Below are 15,625 nucleotides of genomic sequence, written 5' to 3' on the forward strand. Positions count from 1 at the left end.
ATGAGTTTAATTTAGCTATATTTCCTTTAGACAATCAGTTGAGAAAAAATCATAATGTAACCGGAAAAATATTTGTACTTCAAGAGAAACAAGCAGAAGTAAGGTGGTTAGAGAACGTCAATTCATTTTCTGAAAAGCAAATAGATTTTACTACGCCTAATATACTTAATAAACCATTAATTATTATTAAAACTACTAGCAGTAGTATCTATGCTATTTCATATTCTTATGGATATACTCTATTAAATAGAGAACACGTAGTACCTGATTTTGGATTAAATATCGCTAGAAAAGAACTAAAGTTACACACTATAAAGCGTGTAAAGAATACGAACTTCTCAGACACACTATATGTAAGTAATTTTTCTAGCAATAATAAGATTAATTTAAATGAAATTTCCACTTCACAATCCATTCCAAACATAGTTGATGAGATCTTGGGGGAAATGACAATTAGATTTACAGATGGAAATAACAATATAAAAGAATTAAATATATTTGCGAGTAGCAAAGATTCAATCAAGATTAATGGTAATTTTTCTATAGAAGAAGATCTCGTTCCAATTTTAAAACAATTAGGTAATACGTACAGACAAAGGAGATCAGATAGAACGTTTTTGGATAAAGAAATCCTAGCGGTATCATCTAGAAAGAAAGAGTATCTTAATAAGCATTTTGATGATTATCTATCCAATTTGATGGTCACTTTCAAAAAGAATAGCAATGAATTTAAAGTCAATAATCTAGATAAATTATTTTTAGATATACCCTTAAATAAAGTGAAGTTTAATATTGAAGATTTAGAAATTAGAGTTCACAGTATTTTTAGGCCAGGTGAGTATTTAAATTTTTTCGATAATACTCAGGAAGAAATATTTTCTAAAATATTTTCATTCTTTTTAAAAAACAACGTTCAAGAGTTTGTTGATAAATTAAAATCTATAAATGTATCTATAAAAAATCGGAATTCCGATTCATCGAAAGATACATCTATAGGAAATCTATTTTCCTGTCTGTATATGGAGTTAAATCATGATTCTGAAAAATATATTTTGTATCAAGGGGATTGGCTTAGTGTAAATAAGAACGTTTGGCGTGAAACTAGAGATTTTGTTAATAGTATATCTTCCGAAGCTCATGGTATAGACTTTAATGAATTTAATAATGAGGATGCTGATGAAGGTGATTACAACATCAAGATATCCAAACTAGATTCAAATAAGGGGTTGATATGCGTTGATAAAGAAAATTTCGGAAACCAAAATCTGGATGGTGGATTTCCCTTATACGAAATAAATGGGAGGAGTCAAATCGAACCATGTGATATTCTCAAAGTAAATGAAAATAGCGCATTTTTTTGTCATGTAAAAAGAGGAACAGCGACTTCAGGACTCTCGCACTTATTATCACAGGCGAGAGCCTCGTGTATCTTAATTAAAAAATCGGAAGACTTTGTAAATCATATTAATTCAGTAATAAAAACTGAATTGTCTGAGTCAGAAGCAATTTTTCTAAATGAAACAAACCTTAAACGTTCCAAAATAATTCTAGGAATTATTATTCCAGAAAAAAAAGTTCATTTTAAAAACTCAAAAGTATTTCCTGTCCTTTTTTCTTTAAACTTGGTAGCATTAGTGAACGCATTATCCTTAGAAGGATTTGAAGTATCTTTGGTTAAAATACCTGATAAAAAGTAAAAACAAAGAAAACTTAGATTTTAGGTAGTTTGAAAACCAATGAGACACAACCTAGTTGTGTCTCATTCGAGGAAATCACTCAATCCCACGTGGCTCTAAGCAGAATTGGCTTTTTGCTTGGGGCTTTTTTCTTATATCGATTTTGAATAAGACTTATTATATGTTATAATGGTATTAAGTATCATTGGAGAGGGCGAAGAAAATGAAGACGGTAGAACCGATTCGAGACAAAAAAAAGATCGATGCGATGAAGGCGATCTTAGCTTCGGGAAAATATGGGCAACGAAATTTGGTGCTTTTTTCGATCGGGATCAATACCGCCTATCGAATTTCTGATTTGCGTCAATTGAAATTGGCCGACGTGTTGGAAATTTCACGAGGTCGTGTAGTGGTCAAAGATCGACTCGCGATGAAGGAACAAAAAACGGCCAAACATAATTCGGTCTATATTTCCAACAAATTGCGAAAAACGATTTTGGAGTACGTCCAACAGGAATTTCCTGAGGAACTCCTTCGACAAGATTTTGATGGCTATTTGTTCCCTAGTCGAAAAGGGACGAATGAACCACTTAACCGCCAAAGTCTATGGCGAATTATTCATGATGCTGGCACAGCTATTGGATTGAAAGATATTGGCCCACATTCCATGCGTAAGACGTTCGGTTACTTTCTCTATAAGCAGGGAACCAAAACAGAAATCATTCAGTCCTTGTTGAATCATTCTTCGCAGCGTGAGACACTACGCTATATCGGCATTACACAAGAAGACAAAGATACAGCGGTAAAAAGCTTAGATTTATAATATAAAAGTAAAGTTAAACATGGATAGTTTTAAATTAGTAGATTGAGTGTTGGGAGGAAAGAATGAGTACGCTATATATTATAGGAAACGGTTTTGATTTAAGTCATGGTTTAAAAACTAGTTACACTGATTTTTCAAAATGGGTTGAAAAAAATCATAGTGAAATATTCGATAAAATAGACACAATGATAAATGAGAATAATGAGGTGAGAAGTACAGCTGATGATAAGATAGGTTGGTTTGATTTTGAGAGTAGTTTGCATGAGTTAATTCAAAGTCCAGTCTTTGAAGATCATGTAGAAGAGTCTAAAGATTATCTCATAGGTTATGGGCATGAAGATTGGTCAGATTCTGCCCATCATGATTTTCAAAATGTGGTTTATGATTATGTTGTTTCTCTAAAAAAATTACAACAGCTTTTCAAGGAATGGATACGCAAAGAAATACAGACGACAATAGAACATAAAATTCCAAAATACCAATTTTCGTCTGACGTACTATTCTTTACATTCAATTATACAAATGTTTTGGAAATTCTATATAAGCAACCGAAAGAAAACATATATCATATTCATGGCAGTTATGACGATATAATAGTCGGTCACTCCGAGAATTTTGATAACTTTATAGGAGATCCATATGATGAGAACGCCGATGTCAGAGAATCAGAAGCTGCAAGAATTGTTGGTGATCTTCATGATTCATTAAACAAAAATGTTCCATTGCAAATAAAAAAATTTGAGAGCACTGTATTTTTTGAAAAACTTGCAGATGTTTACGAAGTACAAGTGATTGGTCACAGTTACAATCGATATGATTTGCCATATTTTAGCCTTTTAAATAATGCATTTAGCAGTAATACTCGATGGGTATTAAATTACAGAACGGATAATGATCTAACAAACTTAAAAAGTATGGTTTGTCAGTTAAAAATAATCAATTATGAGCAACACCAAATTTAAGAGAACCCACTTGTGCAAGAATTTTAGTTTTTTGCTCTAAAAAGTATAACAATCAGCTAAAAGGTAGAAGAACAGACATCATAAATTGAAGTCGCTTAGAATATAGAATGAAATCTGGAATTACAAATTAGATGAGAAGTAATAAAAAAACAAGGAAGAAATATGTATTTGAGTCAAAGGAGGTAAGAGTATGGGGGATATTACAAAAATAAAGGACCTACCTGCCAATATTACAACAGCACTCGAAGCAATAGTAAAATTTTCGAAGTATCTTGTTATTCCTACAGCAGTAACTACATTTTTTCCAGATTCATGGTTACAACACATGAATCTTCTATCAATAAAAAATTCTACATTCGGGATGTGGATTTCGGTAGCATTTTGGATTTGTATTTCAGTAGTAATTATTGATATGCTTCAAAAATTATTAACAATATTATTTTCAATTTATAATTCAAAAAAATTAAAGAGAGATCTTGCGAAAAATATGGAGTCTTTAACAAAAACTGAAAAAGATATTGTCTATAAGATTTTTATTTATGATAATTATAGATTTAATGTTTTGGAAGATGCGGCGGTGAAAAAGCTAAAAAATCAAGATATTATTTTTCATTCGAATATGGGTAATCAAATAACTGGCTTCTCATGTGGACTTCAACCAATGGCAAGAGAGTATTTGAATGAAAATCCCAATTATCTTGAGGAACATGCAAAATTATGTAAAAAAAGTTTAGTAACAGAACTTGATAAATTAGAGAAAAGTATGTCTGATTTATATCAATTTGACTATGATAGTATGACAAAGAGAGAAACGATTGAACAACTTGAAAAAAAATTAGAAGAATATAATAATTTTCTTGAGAATTATAACAATGATTCAAAATAGATTTCTATATAGTCATTAAATAAATAGAATTACAATCCTAGAAAGGTCAGACATTTGTGTCTGACCTTTTTCTTTTTATTCTCTTTCCTCTTTTAGAAGCTGTAGCAGGGTATCATAATTTTAGGTTTTATATTTTCCCGTTATTTATATAAGGTATTTTTCGGATTCTATAGATTTATCTCTATGAATCCTTTTTTGTTTTCTACAAATAGGAGTAGATACTAGGATAATGTGTGTGTTAAACTATTATTGCAAACGCAATAATAAAAGAAAGTAGGCTTACACGCCATGTCTATCAATACATTTGTTTACTCGCACCCGATCAATGTTTACATTATCAAGTATTTAGGAATCACTGTAGAACAATTTTGTGAGTTATATGCCTACCCACAAGGAACGGTTGCAAGCTGGATAACCAGACAACGTAGAATCAAATCACTACCTGCTTCCTTCATATACGATTTAAGTCTTGCTTCTAGTATGAATATGACCGATGTTTACGAAAAGTTATTAGTGCTAGAAAATGAATATGATCAATTCACTTCAAAGCAAAATAAAAAAGAAAAAAAACATATAAGTTAATATTGATTTTATAGGGTTAAATACACCTTTTACCTATATAGAAAACGGTTCTTTAAAAAGGAGAAAAAGAGAAAAAGAGAATTTTCTCCTTTTTAATTAATAAATTTTTCTTTTTGAATGTTTGTAATAATTCTTTGAGCTCGTTCGTCATAGTTATTTTTAAGATAAAATTCTGCCATTTGTCTTACTGTTTCATATTCTTTAGTACCGTCAAAATCACTGAATATTTCGATTAAACTTTTTATATCAGGATCTATCTTAATTGTTCTTCTATCTTTAGCAGTCCACTCTTTTTTATTTTGCTCAGTAGATGCTACATTATCTTCATTGTTAACTCTGGAAGTTTCTACGATCCTTTCTACTTTAGGGCGTTCTTTTTTTTCACGTTTAGTTAGTGCCATTTCTTTTCCTCCTTACGCTAGTTCAAATTGTGCTAAGTCTAATTCTCTTGAAAGCTTTGTTAACTTGTTTCCGTTCAAATATTTTGGAGAATAAACATAGTCTTCAGGTATATCTCCATATTGTTCGAATAATTGAATTCTCTCTTCAATTTCGGTAAATATATCAGCAAAAAGTGCAAATACCTTCCTATCATGATAATCGACAACTGAAACACCGTATTCTGGATATTCTTCTAAACGTTTTTGATTATTTACTATTGCATTAAATGTGAAATTCTCGCCAAATGCTTCTTTCGTATTTTTGATAATAGACTCATGTAATTCTCTTTTTGGTTGGAGTAAAAATGGTAGCAAGCCTAATACTTCACCTTTAAAATCACTACCGAAGTCGTCAATCAACGTCTGTAAGTATTCATTGATAATATCTAGCGAACCTTCGAAAGAATAAGTCTTAGTTTCCTGAGTAATAACAAAATAATCCGCACATACCATTGCATTATCTACTTTGATATCAGTACTAGGACCAACGTCTATCCAAATATAATCATAATCATATTTAATCGTTTCTAATATATTGGAAAAATGAAATGTTCTTTTTTTCTTATACATTGGGTCATTTTCTTTTGGATAAAGATCTTCTAATAAATCGCCAAAATCAGCCATATCCCGCCCACCAGCAATCATATAAAGATTATCTGTAAGCTTAACTGTTGCTTTAGTTAAAGCCTCTTTATCTCCATTCGAATAATCTTTAATAGATTGATAAATGGTTGCTGGAAAATTTTTATTAAATGTCTTCCCAATTAAACTTGTCGCATTTGCTTGAATATCCCAATCAATGATAAGAACCTTCTTATTAAATTGAGGATTTGGAAGTGTTGCAACTAATGCTTCTTCTGTTGTAGATGTAGTTTTACCAACCCCGCCTTTTTGATTGGCATTAATTATTGTAGTTCCTTTTCTTTTCATACTTAGCCTCCTATAAAATGTTTTTTTTCTCCTAAAATCATTTTATCATGGTTAAACATTTAAATCTATAGTAAAATGTATTTAGGAGAAATTTTTCAATTTATTATTAATGTTAAGCTAAAAAATTAAAAAGGGGTATTTTCTCTTTTTCTCTTTTTCTCTTTTTGGAAAAGTATATTAATAAATTAAGAGAAATTTCTCTTTTTCTCTTTTTCTCTTTTATCTAAAGAGCTGTTGTATTGCGATTCCAAAAAGAGAAAAGTCTCTTTTTCTCTTTTTCTCCTAAGAGACTTTTCTCCTAGTTATAATTATTAAACAACAACAATATTCAAGGGGTATTTTCTCTTTTTCTCTTTTTCCCCTAAAATCTTTTTTGCTTTATACCGTTTACAATTAATAGATTAACCAAGTATAGTTAATATGACTACCACGAAAAGAAAGAAATATATATAGAACCGAGGAGATTTAAATGCAAGAATTCAATTTTATCACTGCCCAAGAAACATATCGTGCGCTATATTATCAGCTACCAAAAGTCCTATTTACTTCTCCCCTTTATAAAGACATGAGTAATGATTCAAAAATAGCTTATGCAATGTTACAGGATAGATGTGAAGCGTCTATTGAGAATAACTGGATTGATGAGCAGAACAGAATATTTTTTATTTTTACTCGAGCGGAATTAATGGACATTTTAGGATGTAAGGAAAATAAAATATCTAAGATAAAAAAAGAATTGAAATCCAAAAATCTTTTATTCGAGCAACGTACGCCTCCAAAAAAACTACCAAATGGAGAATGGCTAAATTTCCCAAATAGACTGTATTTGGGAAAGCTAGAAGTTACAGCAGAAGACGTCTTTGTGCATACCAAAGATAAAGCAAAAGAACCTAATTCCGAAAGTGGGAAAAACAAACCTTCGAAAGAACCTTTGAAACAAAAGGATTCTTATGGACGTGGGAAAAACCCACTTTCGAATAAAAAGGCTTCAAATCAGTTTTCTTTCGAAAGTGGGAAAAAAGGAGACAATCTATTCTATTCTTCTAGTACTTTAGACACTAATAGACACAATATAGACACTGAAACTGACCAATTACAAAATCAAGTTTTGCTAGACAACTTCGTTGAAATCATGAAAGAAGACAGCATAAACACATTTTTACCAGAAAAGGTATTAAGCTTAATAAAAACATTTTCTAACACTTACGAAGAAGCCCAACAAACCGTCACCACAATACACAACGCAAAACATAAAGCCGAGGGACTTGAGAAGACGGTAGTTGTGTATGAAGAACTTGAATCTTACGGAATTGATGCGGATAAAGGATTATATATGACGTTGCTGAAAGCTTATCAAAAACAAAAGACTGAGAAAGTAAATAATTTGCAAAATTTGATTTTTGTGTATGTAAAAAACTGGTTTATTGAAAAAGCTATTGCGGCAAAGCTTGCAAACGAACAAAAAGAAACATTTAACGAATTACCAACTGTTAATACAGAAAATTGGCTAGAATAATTGATGAAAATCAATCACTAAAAAAACGATCAATTTTAAATTACAACTTTTTTATAATTTTAATTTAATTACAAATATTACAAATAAATAGTTATTGTTCCGAAGTTTTAAGATTAAAAGTTTATGAAAAGAATCACAATCGTAGGTTTTAAATTCATAATCGTTAGATATTTTAGTTATTTTTCATTCAAAAACAAAGGGAACTAGTGTTTGCATATTTGTTTTTTTGAGTTATAATAATTCATGAAAAGAGGTAATTCACTTATTTCCCCAAGCTGAAAAGCCTGATATTACTTCTTTTCAGGTAGTGCTGCTTAAATTCGATTACACTTTTCTGTATATTTTTAGTTGTTTTAAATTTAATTGTCTGCTACGCTTGTGATGAATTGATTTTCGTTCTGCACTTTTGGACGATAAATTGGGACAATTGAAAATACAAAAAAAAGAAAGGCCCTGTGTGACTCGGAAGGCTGGTAACCTTCGTCGACGTCCACAGGTGGCATTAAGACTTGCCCCTTAATGCGTTTACCTTTCAGTGTTACGGTACTACCCGCAACGGACTTTAGTATAACAGATATTCAAAAGTGATACCACTTTTTTTGGCTTTATTAAGGTTAAAAATACGTGATATTACGATGGATTATGTCAAGGCATAATGTTATAAAAATGTCTGTGTGGCTCTTTGCCGTATGACGAACGCTGAAATTAGAGGGAACGCATGTTTGGATGCGTTCCCTCTTTTTTGTTTGTCATGAACGAAAATCAATTCTCTATTTTTGAAAAATAACAAGAAAAACTTGTTAAAAATATTTAAAGTAAGTGGGTGGATTATTTTATGTCATATACAGGAATTTTGAGTCTCGAAGATATTTATCACTACGGTAAACGGTGTACCGCTACAGAGAAAATCACGAAGAAACTATCAACTGGGCAAAATAAAACCGTTGTGCAGTGTAAGAAATATATAATCCAAAAAGACAAAGTCTCAGAGGAAATGATTTATTACGTTGGTAAACAAAAGCAAATAATTTTAAAAGATCCTATCCCTTTAAAAGAGCTATATCCAGCAATCAAACATGTTTATGACCAAAACGGTGTACTGATTGGTCGAAGAAAAAATGGAGTCTTGCGTTGTACAGCAAAAGGGATGGGGCGTTTAATCAGCTGAATTGATCATTCTCATAACTTGTATTTTATCGTTTTTCGCTTGCTTGAAAATATTGTCGAGACTTCTAAAAGAACTTAGAATCACTAGAAAAATAAGGAGTAGACTTGATCTATCAACAATTCCTTTCGGGGAGTGACGGGGTAGGTTTTTACGATTGGTAACGTAAAAAATTGGTCAATCGAGTAAATGCCCTTGTTTGGATAGTGGTGAAATGAATTTGTGTAAATAATATGCACAGAGTAAACAAGAGGGAATTTAGAAGTTAGACAAGTTAGAATAGCGCCTAGATTAATCATGAGCAGCTACTAAGGGATCTAGGCTTTGACGCAAACTCATGGAATAAGGAGTAGGTCTTCTCGTAATGGGGAGGACGCACAAGAAATTGTGTCGTGTGCTGCAGTACATGTAGATACTTGCGAGGACGTTGGTCATTGGATCAATCGAGCATTTACCGATTTCTACTAGGGTTTCTCGTTTCGGACGCCATAAACGAGTCGATTTATTTTATATATTTTTGAGTGAACGAAAAACGATAAAGATATTCGTTATGAAGTAAAACTAATTTAGTAGATAGCAAAGGTGGTAGAGGAATGATTCAAAAATTTGCGAAAATGAGTAAAACTGCATGGATTGAAAAGCTTGAAAATGACTTGAATGTCATGCGATTAGCTCCGAAGAATTTCAAACGAGAGATTGCAGAAAAAGAAACGATTTTATCTGTATTGAATGCGATAGACGATAACTGTCCAGTAAAAATTAGTTTTTCAGATATAACAACAATTATCGAAGGTATTTTATATGGTGAAGTTGATGAAGAGATATCTTCTACAAAAGATTTATTAGAATTTTTGAACAAAAATAAGGATCGCTTTGTAGTACTAACTTATTATTAGGAGGATACAACAAATGAAAAATTATGATCCAAATATGCGAAGGGGAACACATACGATCAAAGTTTCTTTTCAACGTTGGGAGTACAAAGGGTTTGTGACGTTTAGAAGAGGCGGAAATTGTAAAGGATTAGATGTTTTAGTATTAGACGAGGATGATTTATACGATCAAACATTGACTGATAATCCAATTGGATTCGGCTTACTACCTGAAGATGATGAAGGCAATGAATGGTTTAAAATGACACTTACGAATGATAATGGAGACGAATTATCTGTTGAAGATACTTGGTCATATTTGAGTGATTATATCGTCAGCGTTGAAATCATTGATTTTGTAGCTGATAAAAAAGAATAAAAACTGGAGAAATAGATTATGAAATTTTTCAAAGTAAAATCACCATACTATTATGCGTTAATCGCAGCAAAGAATGAAGAAGAATGTGCAGATTTTATGAACAATTAGTAGCAGGTATCGAGGATCACGAAGAATTTATTCGATGTTTGCATGAGTTAAATACAAATGAAGCAATGCAAGAGAGTGCGAAAACAATTAGTGAAGAAACGTTACAACCGATCGGTATGGAGGAAGCTACAAAAGACATTTTTACAATTATTGATGAACAAAAATCTTGTGTATTAAGCATTGATTCTACATTGGTTTAATAGATTCAAGATTCGATGATGTTTTTCAAAGTAAAAAGAAATTTGGTAATGACTCTCAGGCCAATTACTTAGAAAAATAACCAATGAACATTTATCTTTTTACAAATTAGATTTTACCGATAAAGGCTTGGAAGGAATCATGACGATTAATAAAAAGGTAGTATTACCTTAGGCATTGAATAAGGAATTTATTTAGGAGGCAAATTAGATGGCGCGATCAGCTTTAGAAGCGATGGATATGGATACTTTGACAAAAGGAAGGTATGTACAGCTGTTAGCTCGTGGTTATTCACCTAAAGATGTATTCAAAGCCTTATCCAAAGGAACAGATATGGAAAAAGAAAGATTGCGAAAAGAGTTTGATTATTGGAGAACCCATAATGGAATCAAGGAATTGAAACCAGCACGTCCAGTAATTAAACGAAAGAAAAAGATAACCCAAGATTGAAGTGTAGAGCGTATGTGATCATAGGCTTTTTTATTTTTATCAAAAACAAGGAAGGTAGGAAAACTAATGAATTTAAAAAAAATCGAAAACAGAAAAAAAGTGTCGAAAGAAATGGAAGAAAAGTTGCTAAAAACGATGAAACAAAAACACCTTAAAAGATTATCTGTCATGCAATATATCAATGACATGCAGATAACAGGAAAGGAGAAAGCCTGTTTGTTAGGTTCAATGAAAAACTTTGAACAGTTGAGACGAACTTATGTGAAAACAAGTTCTAATTGTCAATTATTGTTAGAAGTCTCATGACGTTCATTAATAGAATTCATTTTTAAAACTTTTTTTATGGAAATGAGAAAAAGATTTTTTGTTTTGTCTGAAAGGGGGGAGATGGATGAGAAAATGGTTATTTGGTTTTTTAGGCGTTGCTTTAATCGTCTTTTGCAGTGTGTTTGGCTATATTAGCTATCAAAAACATGAAGGAGAGGTGTTTAAACAAAATATCGAAAAAAAGATGCCCGTAGATCAAATCAATACACATGCAAAGAGTTATAAGGACAATGCAGCGAACGTCAATAATGACTTGTCTTTGGGGCAAATGTTGTCTATACAAAAAGAAGCAATCGAAATGGGCGTCAATAAACAAGTATTTGCACAAATTCAGATTCCTGTACTTGGTTTAACATTGCCAATTTTTAAAGGTGCAAATCAATACACTTTGAGTCTTGGTGCAGCTACTTATTTCTATGAGGATGCCGAAATGGGAAAAGGAAACTATGTCTTAGCAGGACACAATATGGAAATGCCAGGTGTTTTATTTTCAGATATTCAAAAGCTGTCAGTAGGGGAGGTGATGGACTTAGTCAGTAACGATGGTGTCTATCGTTATAAGGTAACGCGTAAATTTATCGTACCTGAGTACTTTAAATTAATCGATGGCGTTCCTGAAGAAAGCTCTTTCTTGTCTTTGCCGAAGAAAGGAGAGAAACCCTTATTAACGTTGTTTACTTGTGTTTATACGTCACAAGGAAAAGAAAGATACGTGGTGCAGGGAGAGCTACAATAACAAGATTTTAATCAACGCGGGTCGTTGAAATTTGAAATGAGGAGATAAAAAAATGGCAATCAATCGGTATGTAAAAAAAGCTGGAATGTTTTTCGGGATGTTAGGAATAATTGCAGGCTGTTTCCAAGGTTCTCATGTCTACGCGGATGATGTTACCCAAAAAACTCCCCCAGAGAAGGTAAATATTACCGTTCATAAATTGATGTACGATCAAGGAACGCAATTGAACGCGGATATTGACGGGATTAAAAACGATGGTTATACGCACGATCAATACCCTACAGGTGTAACGAAATACAACAAAGCAGATTATGGTGATGTTGAGTTTACGTTAGGAAATATTACGGATCAAGTATTACCGAGGGAAGATTCTGATCTAACCAATGCGAAAGTGGACGAAATCGTTAAAGATGTAGAAGACAAGGGATCTAACAGTGAGTACGTCAAGAATGCAACCAACAAAATTACTTCAGCTGTAGATGAAAATGGTGAGATCACTTTTGCTAATCAACCAGCTTATGTCAATTCTAAGGGAAATGTCTATGTGATTTATGAGAGTAAATCGGCTGCTGGATTAGTTAAACAAAAAGCAAAACCAATGGTTGTGCTTGCACCAATGACAGACAACACAGGATCAGGATTTTTAAAAGATATTCATTTATATCCTAAAAATATTGTTTCTAAGTTGAGTTTTGAATTAACCAAATTCGGTGATGATGGTACAGAGCAAAGCAAACAAACCCCTCTTAAAGGCGCTAAATTCGAATTGTATAAAGGAGAACCTGGAAAAGGAACCAAACTAGGCGATCTTGTTTCGGACGATCAAGGAAAGCTGACTGCAACAGATTTAACGTTGGGTAAATACTATTTTGTAGAAATTCCTTCAGACGTAGTAGTTGGACCAGATCAAGAACCTACTGCTGATCAGTATTTATTGGGCGCTGACGCTCGCAACGATGCGCACAATAAATTAACCTTCGAAATTACGAATGATGGCGTGACAAGTGACTTAAAAGCTTCCTACGTAAATTACAAAGCTCCTATAATCGATAAGACAGTAACCAACGGAACAGGGGCCGAACATTCTTTCCAAATTGGTGACGCAGTGAATTATCAAGGAACGATTCATATTCCAACAGACATTGCAGGTGGCGCAGACGGTATCACAGTAAACGGCGTGAAAAGCGAAACTTCTCCTTACAGTGTATTTAAATGGGGGGATACAGCAGGACAAGGACTTTCTTATGTCGCTGCTAAAGCAAATATCAAAGTAACAAATAAAGATGGATCAGTGGTATTAAAAGAAAATACAGATTATAAGATCCAAAATTCAGAAAATGGCTTTGTGATCGATTTTATCGTGAATAATGGCCAAGTAAGTGATACTGTCGCAAGTTTACACGGACAAGATCTTCAAATGACTTATAACATGTATGTAAATGACAGCGCAGCTGTTGCCAATCCATTAACAAATAGCGTGGATTTCGTTTATAACAACAATCCATTTAATCAGGAAGAACACCACGAAAAAACGAAAGCTGACGTTGTGACTTATGGTGCAAAATTCTTAAAAGTCGATAGCGGACTATTTGGAACAGGAATCAAAGCAACACCGCTTGAAGGCGCAGAATTTGCTGCTAAAAACGCAGAAGGAAAATATTATGGTGGATTAGTTGATACGGATAAAGACGGTGTCAAAGAAGCAGTATGGGTGGACGATGTAGCAAATGCAGCGATCCTAAAATCAGATAAAGAAGGTCACTTTGAAATCACTGGTTTAACTGAGGGTGAATATTCACTGGAAGAAACAAAAGCGCCTGAAAACTATCAAAAATTAACGAAAGAGATCTCTTTCAAAGTAGACAAAGATTCATACAAAGAAGAAAACCGAATCACGATCAAAAACAATCAAAAAGCTTCCGTACCAATGACTGGTAGCAACGGTTTTCAAACGTATGTATTGGTCTCTTGCTTGTTGCTAGGAGCAGGGGCACTTTCTGCAGTTGTTTACTTTAAAAAGAAAGCCTAGAAGGATCAAAACCAATGATTATCAGGAAGCCTAAGAAAAAGCGAATCATGGGTAAATGGATCATTGCTTTCTGGTTACTTTCAGCTGCAGGTGTCTTACTTTTGATGCCTGCTGAAGCGAGCGTGGCGAAATACCAGCAAAATCAGCAGATTGTCGCAATCGATCGAACAGGAACGGCAGCAAGTACGGATTCTTCTTTGGATGTTGCTAAGATTGAGTTAGGTGATCCCGTTGGTATTCTTACAATTCCAAGTATTTCTTTAAAACTACCAATTTATGACGGAACGTCCGACAAAATTTTAGAAAATGGTGTAGGTATTACGGAAGGAACTGGTGACATTACAGGAGGAAACGGTAAAAATCCTTTAATTGCAGGTCATAGTGGACTTTATAAAGATAATCTTTTTGATGATTTACCTTCAGTAAAAAAAGGAGAAAAGTTTTATATCAAAGTTGATGGTGAGCAGCACGCTTATCAAATCGATCGGATTGAGGAAGTGCAAAAAGATGAACTACAAAGAAACTTTGTCACTTACTTAGAACCAAATCCCAATGAAGATCGAGTAACGCTAATGACATGTACGCCTAAGGGAATCAACACACACCGTTTCCTAGTGTATGGGAAACGAGTATCCTTTACAAAATCAGAATTAAAAGATGAAGAAAATAAAAAACAAAAATTATCTTGGAAATGGCTTTTAGGAAGTACTGTTTTTCTTTCAGTCATGATTATTGGTTCGCTATTTGTTTATAAAAAGAAAAAATAAAGGAGGGTAACCAACATGAGAAATAGAAAATGGCTATTTGTTTGTGCAGCCGCTCTTTTTTCTTTCACTGCCTACACACAGTTAACGTTTGCAGACAGTCAAGAAAGCACGGATAGCACAGAACAAACAATCCAAACGTCAGATAGCAGCACGATTCAAAGCAGCGATGAAACCGTCGATTCGTCAACAGTTGATTCTTCAGAAGAACCGAAAATTGCTGAAGACGATCAAATAGTTAAACAGACCATTCACGTTCAAAAGATTATTTCTTCCGAACAATTAGACAACCAGGGGCAAAAGCTTGAAAAACAAGAAGGAGTAAATGGCGCGAAGTTTTCTGTTTATGATGTATCGGACATTTTACAAAAGATGGATGTTAAGGATCTCTCAACTGATCAAATTGAATCCCGATTAAAAGATCGAGTGAAAAAACTATCTAGTGATCAATTGAAGCTAGTTTCTAATGGAGAAACAAAGACAATTGATCAACAAACAGGTGTCTTTGAATTCTCGGTAGAAGTACAGGCAAATCAGAAACAAGCTTATTATATTGTCAATGAATCAAGTCCTGAAAACATTTCTAATAGCGAGGATATTTTTCTATTAACACCTGTTTCTGATAAAAACGGTGAATTCTTAAAGGATGTGTGGATCTATCCTAAATCAGAAGCTTCGCAACCTAAAGAAGAAGTGAAAAAAATCGTTTCTACTGGCGTAAAGAAAAATTTCTTTGAACATTGTTGGGATTTTGTTACTCACTTGTTTTCTAGGGATTAAGG

The 15,625-nt window shown here is 33.1% G+C and carries 18 protein-coding genes; 16 read left to right on the forward strand and 2 right to left on the reverse strand.

What is annotated here, in order from left to right; all coding sequences use genetic code 11:
- The 5 genes from AB3I12_RS12850 to AB3I12_RS12870 form a co-directional block, all read left to right on the forward strand.
- On the forward strand, positions 1-1,697 hold a 1,697-nt coding region (locus tag AB3I12_RS12850), incomplete at its 5' end, for a DUF6119 family protein (protein ID WP_368015664.1).
- Positions 1,698-1,899: 202 nt separating this feature from the next.
- Positions 1,900-2,499: a tyrosine-type recombinase/integrase gene (locus AB3I12_RS12855; RefSeq protein ID WP_010706226.1), complete on the forward strand. Its 600-nt coding sequence runs from the start codon at positions 1,900-1,902 to the stop codon at positions 2,497-2,499.
- Positions 2,500-2,561: 62 nt separating this feature from the next.
- Complete coding sequence (locus tag AB3I12_RS12860; protein ID WP_010706225.1) at positions 2,562-3,461, forward strand: bacteriophage abortive infection AbiH family protein; 900 nt, start codon at positions 2,562-2,564, stop codon at positions 3,459-3,461.
- A 190-nt stretch (positions 3,462-3,651) separates the two neighbouring features.
- Positions 3,652-4,347: a super-infection exclusion protein B gene (locus AB3I12_RS12865; RefSeq protein WP_010726524.1), complete on the forward strand. Its 696-nt coding sequence runs from the start codon at positions 3,652-3,654 to the stop codon at positions 4,345-4,347.
- Between the two features lie 288 nt (positions 4,348-4,635).
- Complete coding sequence (locus tag AB3I12_RS12870; RefSeq protein ID WP_010726525.1) at positions 4,636-4,929, forward strand: hypothetical protein; 294 nt, start codon at positions 4,636-4,638, stop codon at positions 4,927-4,929.
- Positions 4,930-5,021: 92 nt separating this feature from the next.
- Here AB3I12_RS12870 and AB3I12_RS12875 read toward each other — a convergent pair whose 3' ends face one another.
- Both AB3I12_RS12875 and AB3I12_RS12880 read right to left on the reverse strand, forming a co-directional pair.
- On the reverse strand, positions 5,022-5,330 hold the full coding sequence (locus tag AB3I12_RS12875) for a hypothetical protein (protein ID WP_010726526.1): 309 nt from the start codon (positions 5,328-5,330) through the stop codon (positions 5,022-5,024).
- Positions 5,331-5,342: 12 nt separating this feature from the next.
- On the reverse strand, positions 5,343-6,299 hold the full coding sequence (locus AB3I12_RS12880; protein ID WP_010726527.1) for a ParA family protein: 957 nt from the start codon (positions 6,297-6,299) through the stop codon (positions 5,343-5,345).
- A gap of 469 nt (positions 6,300-6,768) precedes the next feature.
- Between AB3I12_RS12880 and AB3I12_RS12885 the strand changes: the two genes are divergently transcribed.
- The 11 genes from AB3I12_RS12885 to AB3I12_RS12935 all read left to right on the forward strand — a co-directional run bounded on the left by AB3I12_RS12885 (position 6,769) and on the right by AB3I12_RS12935 (position 15,623).
- Positions 6,769-7,815, forward strand: coding sequence for a replication initiator protein A (locus AB3I12_RS12885; RefSeq protein ID WP_010726528.1), 1,047 nt, complete (start codon positions 6,769-6,771; stop codon positions 7,813-7,815).
- 835 nt (positions 7,816-8,650) lie between these two features.
- Positions 8,651-8,983, forward strand: coding sequence for a type IV conjugative transfer system protein TraE (traE, locus tag AB3I12_RS12890; protein ID WP_010776886.1), 333 nt, complete (start codon positions 8,651-8,653; stop codon positions 8,981-8,983).
- Positions 8,984-9,573: 590 nt separating this feature from the next.
- Positions 9,574-9,876: a hypothetical protein gene (locus AB3I12_RS12895; RefSeq protein ID WP_033651474.1), complete on the forward strand. Its 303-nt coding sequence runs from the start codon at positions 9,574-9,576 to the stop codon at positions 9,874-9,876.
- A gap of 13 nt (positions 9,877-9,889) precedes the next feature.
- Positions 9,890-10,231 carry a DUF5406 family protein gene (locus AB3I12_RS12900; protein WP_063627746.1) on the forward strand — a complete coding sequence of 114 codons (342 nt, stop codon included), beginning with the start codon at positions 9,890-9,892 and terminating at the stop codon, positions 10,229-10,231.
- 83 nt (positions 10,232-10,314) lie between these two features.
- On the forward strand, positions 10,315-10,539 hold the full coding sequence (locus AB3I12_RS12905) for a hypothetical protein (RefSeq protein ID WP_104888407.1): 225 nt from the start codon (positions 10,315-10,317) through the stop codon (positions 10,537-10,539).
- A 208-nt stretch (positions 10,540-10,747) separates the two neighbouring features.
- Positions 10,748-10,987, forward strand: coding sequence for a hypothetical protein (locus tag AB3I12_RS12910; protein ID WP_063627745.1), 240 nt, complete (start codon positions 10,748-10,750; stop codon positions 10,985-10,987).
- A gap of 66 nt (positions 10,988-11,053) precedes the next feature.
- Positions 11,054-11,293, forward strand: a complete 240-nt coding sequence (locus AB3I12_RS12915) for a hypothetical protein (protein WP_063627744.1) — start codon at positions 11,054-11,056, stop codon at positions 11,291-11,293.
- An 85-nt stretch (positions 11,294-11,378) separates the two neighbouring features.
- Positions 11,379-12,050: a class A sortase gene (locus tag AB3I12_RS12920; RefSeq protein ID WP_063627743.1), complete on the forward strand. Its 672-nt coding sequence runs from the start codon at positions 11,379-11,381 to the stop codon at positions 12,048-12,050.
- A 52-nt stretch (positions 12,051-12,102) separates the two neighbouring features.
- The gene (locus tag AB3I12_RS12925) at positions 12,103-14,079 is read left to right on the forward strand and encodes a SpaA isopeptide-forming pilin-related protein (protein ID WP_063627742.1); all 1,977 of its coding nucleotides are present in this window, start codon (positions 12,103-12,105) and stop codon (positions 14,077-14,079) included.
- A 14-nt stretch (positions 14,080-14,093) separates the two neighbouring features.
- Positions 14,094-14,846: a class C sortase gene (locus AB3I12_RS12930; protein WP_063627741.1), complete on the forward strand. Its 753-nt coding sequence runs from the start codon at positions 14,094-14,096 to the stop codon at positions 14,844-14,846.
- A 15-nt stretch (positions 14,847-14,861) separates the two neighbouring features.
- On the forward strand, positions 14,862-15,623 hold the full coding sequence (locus tag AB3I12_RS12935; RefSeq protein WP_063627740.1) for a pilin N-terminal domain-containing protein: 762 nt from the start codon (positions 14,862-14,864) through the stop codon (positions 15,621-15,623).
- Positions 15,624-15,625 lie beyond the last annotated feature (2 nt).

It is taken from the genome of Enterococcus sp. C65, from assembly GCF_040887165.1.
Classification (GTDB): domain Bacteria; phylum Bacillota; class Bacilli; order Lactobacillales; family Enterococcaceae; genus Enterococcus_B; species Enterococcus_B hirae.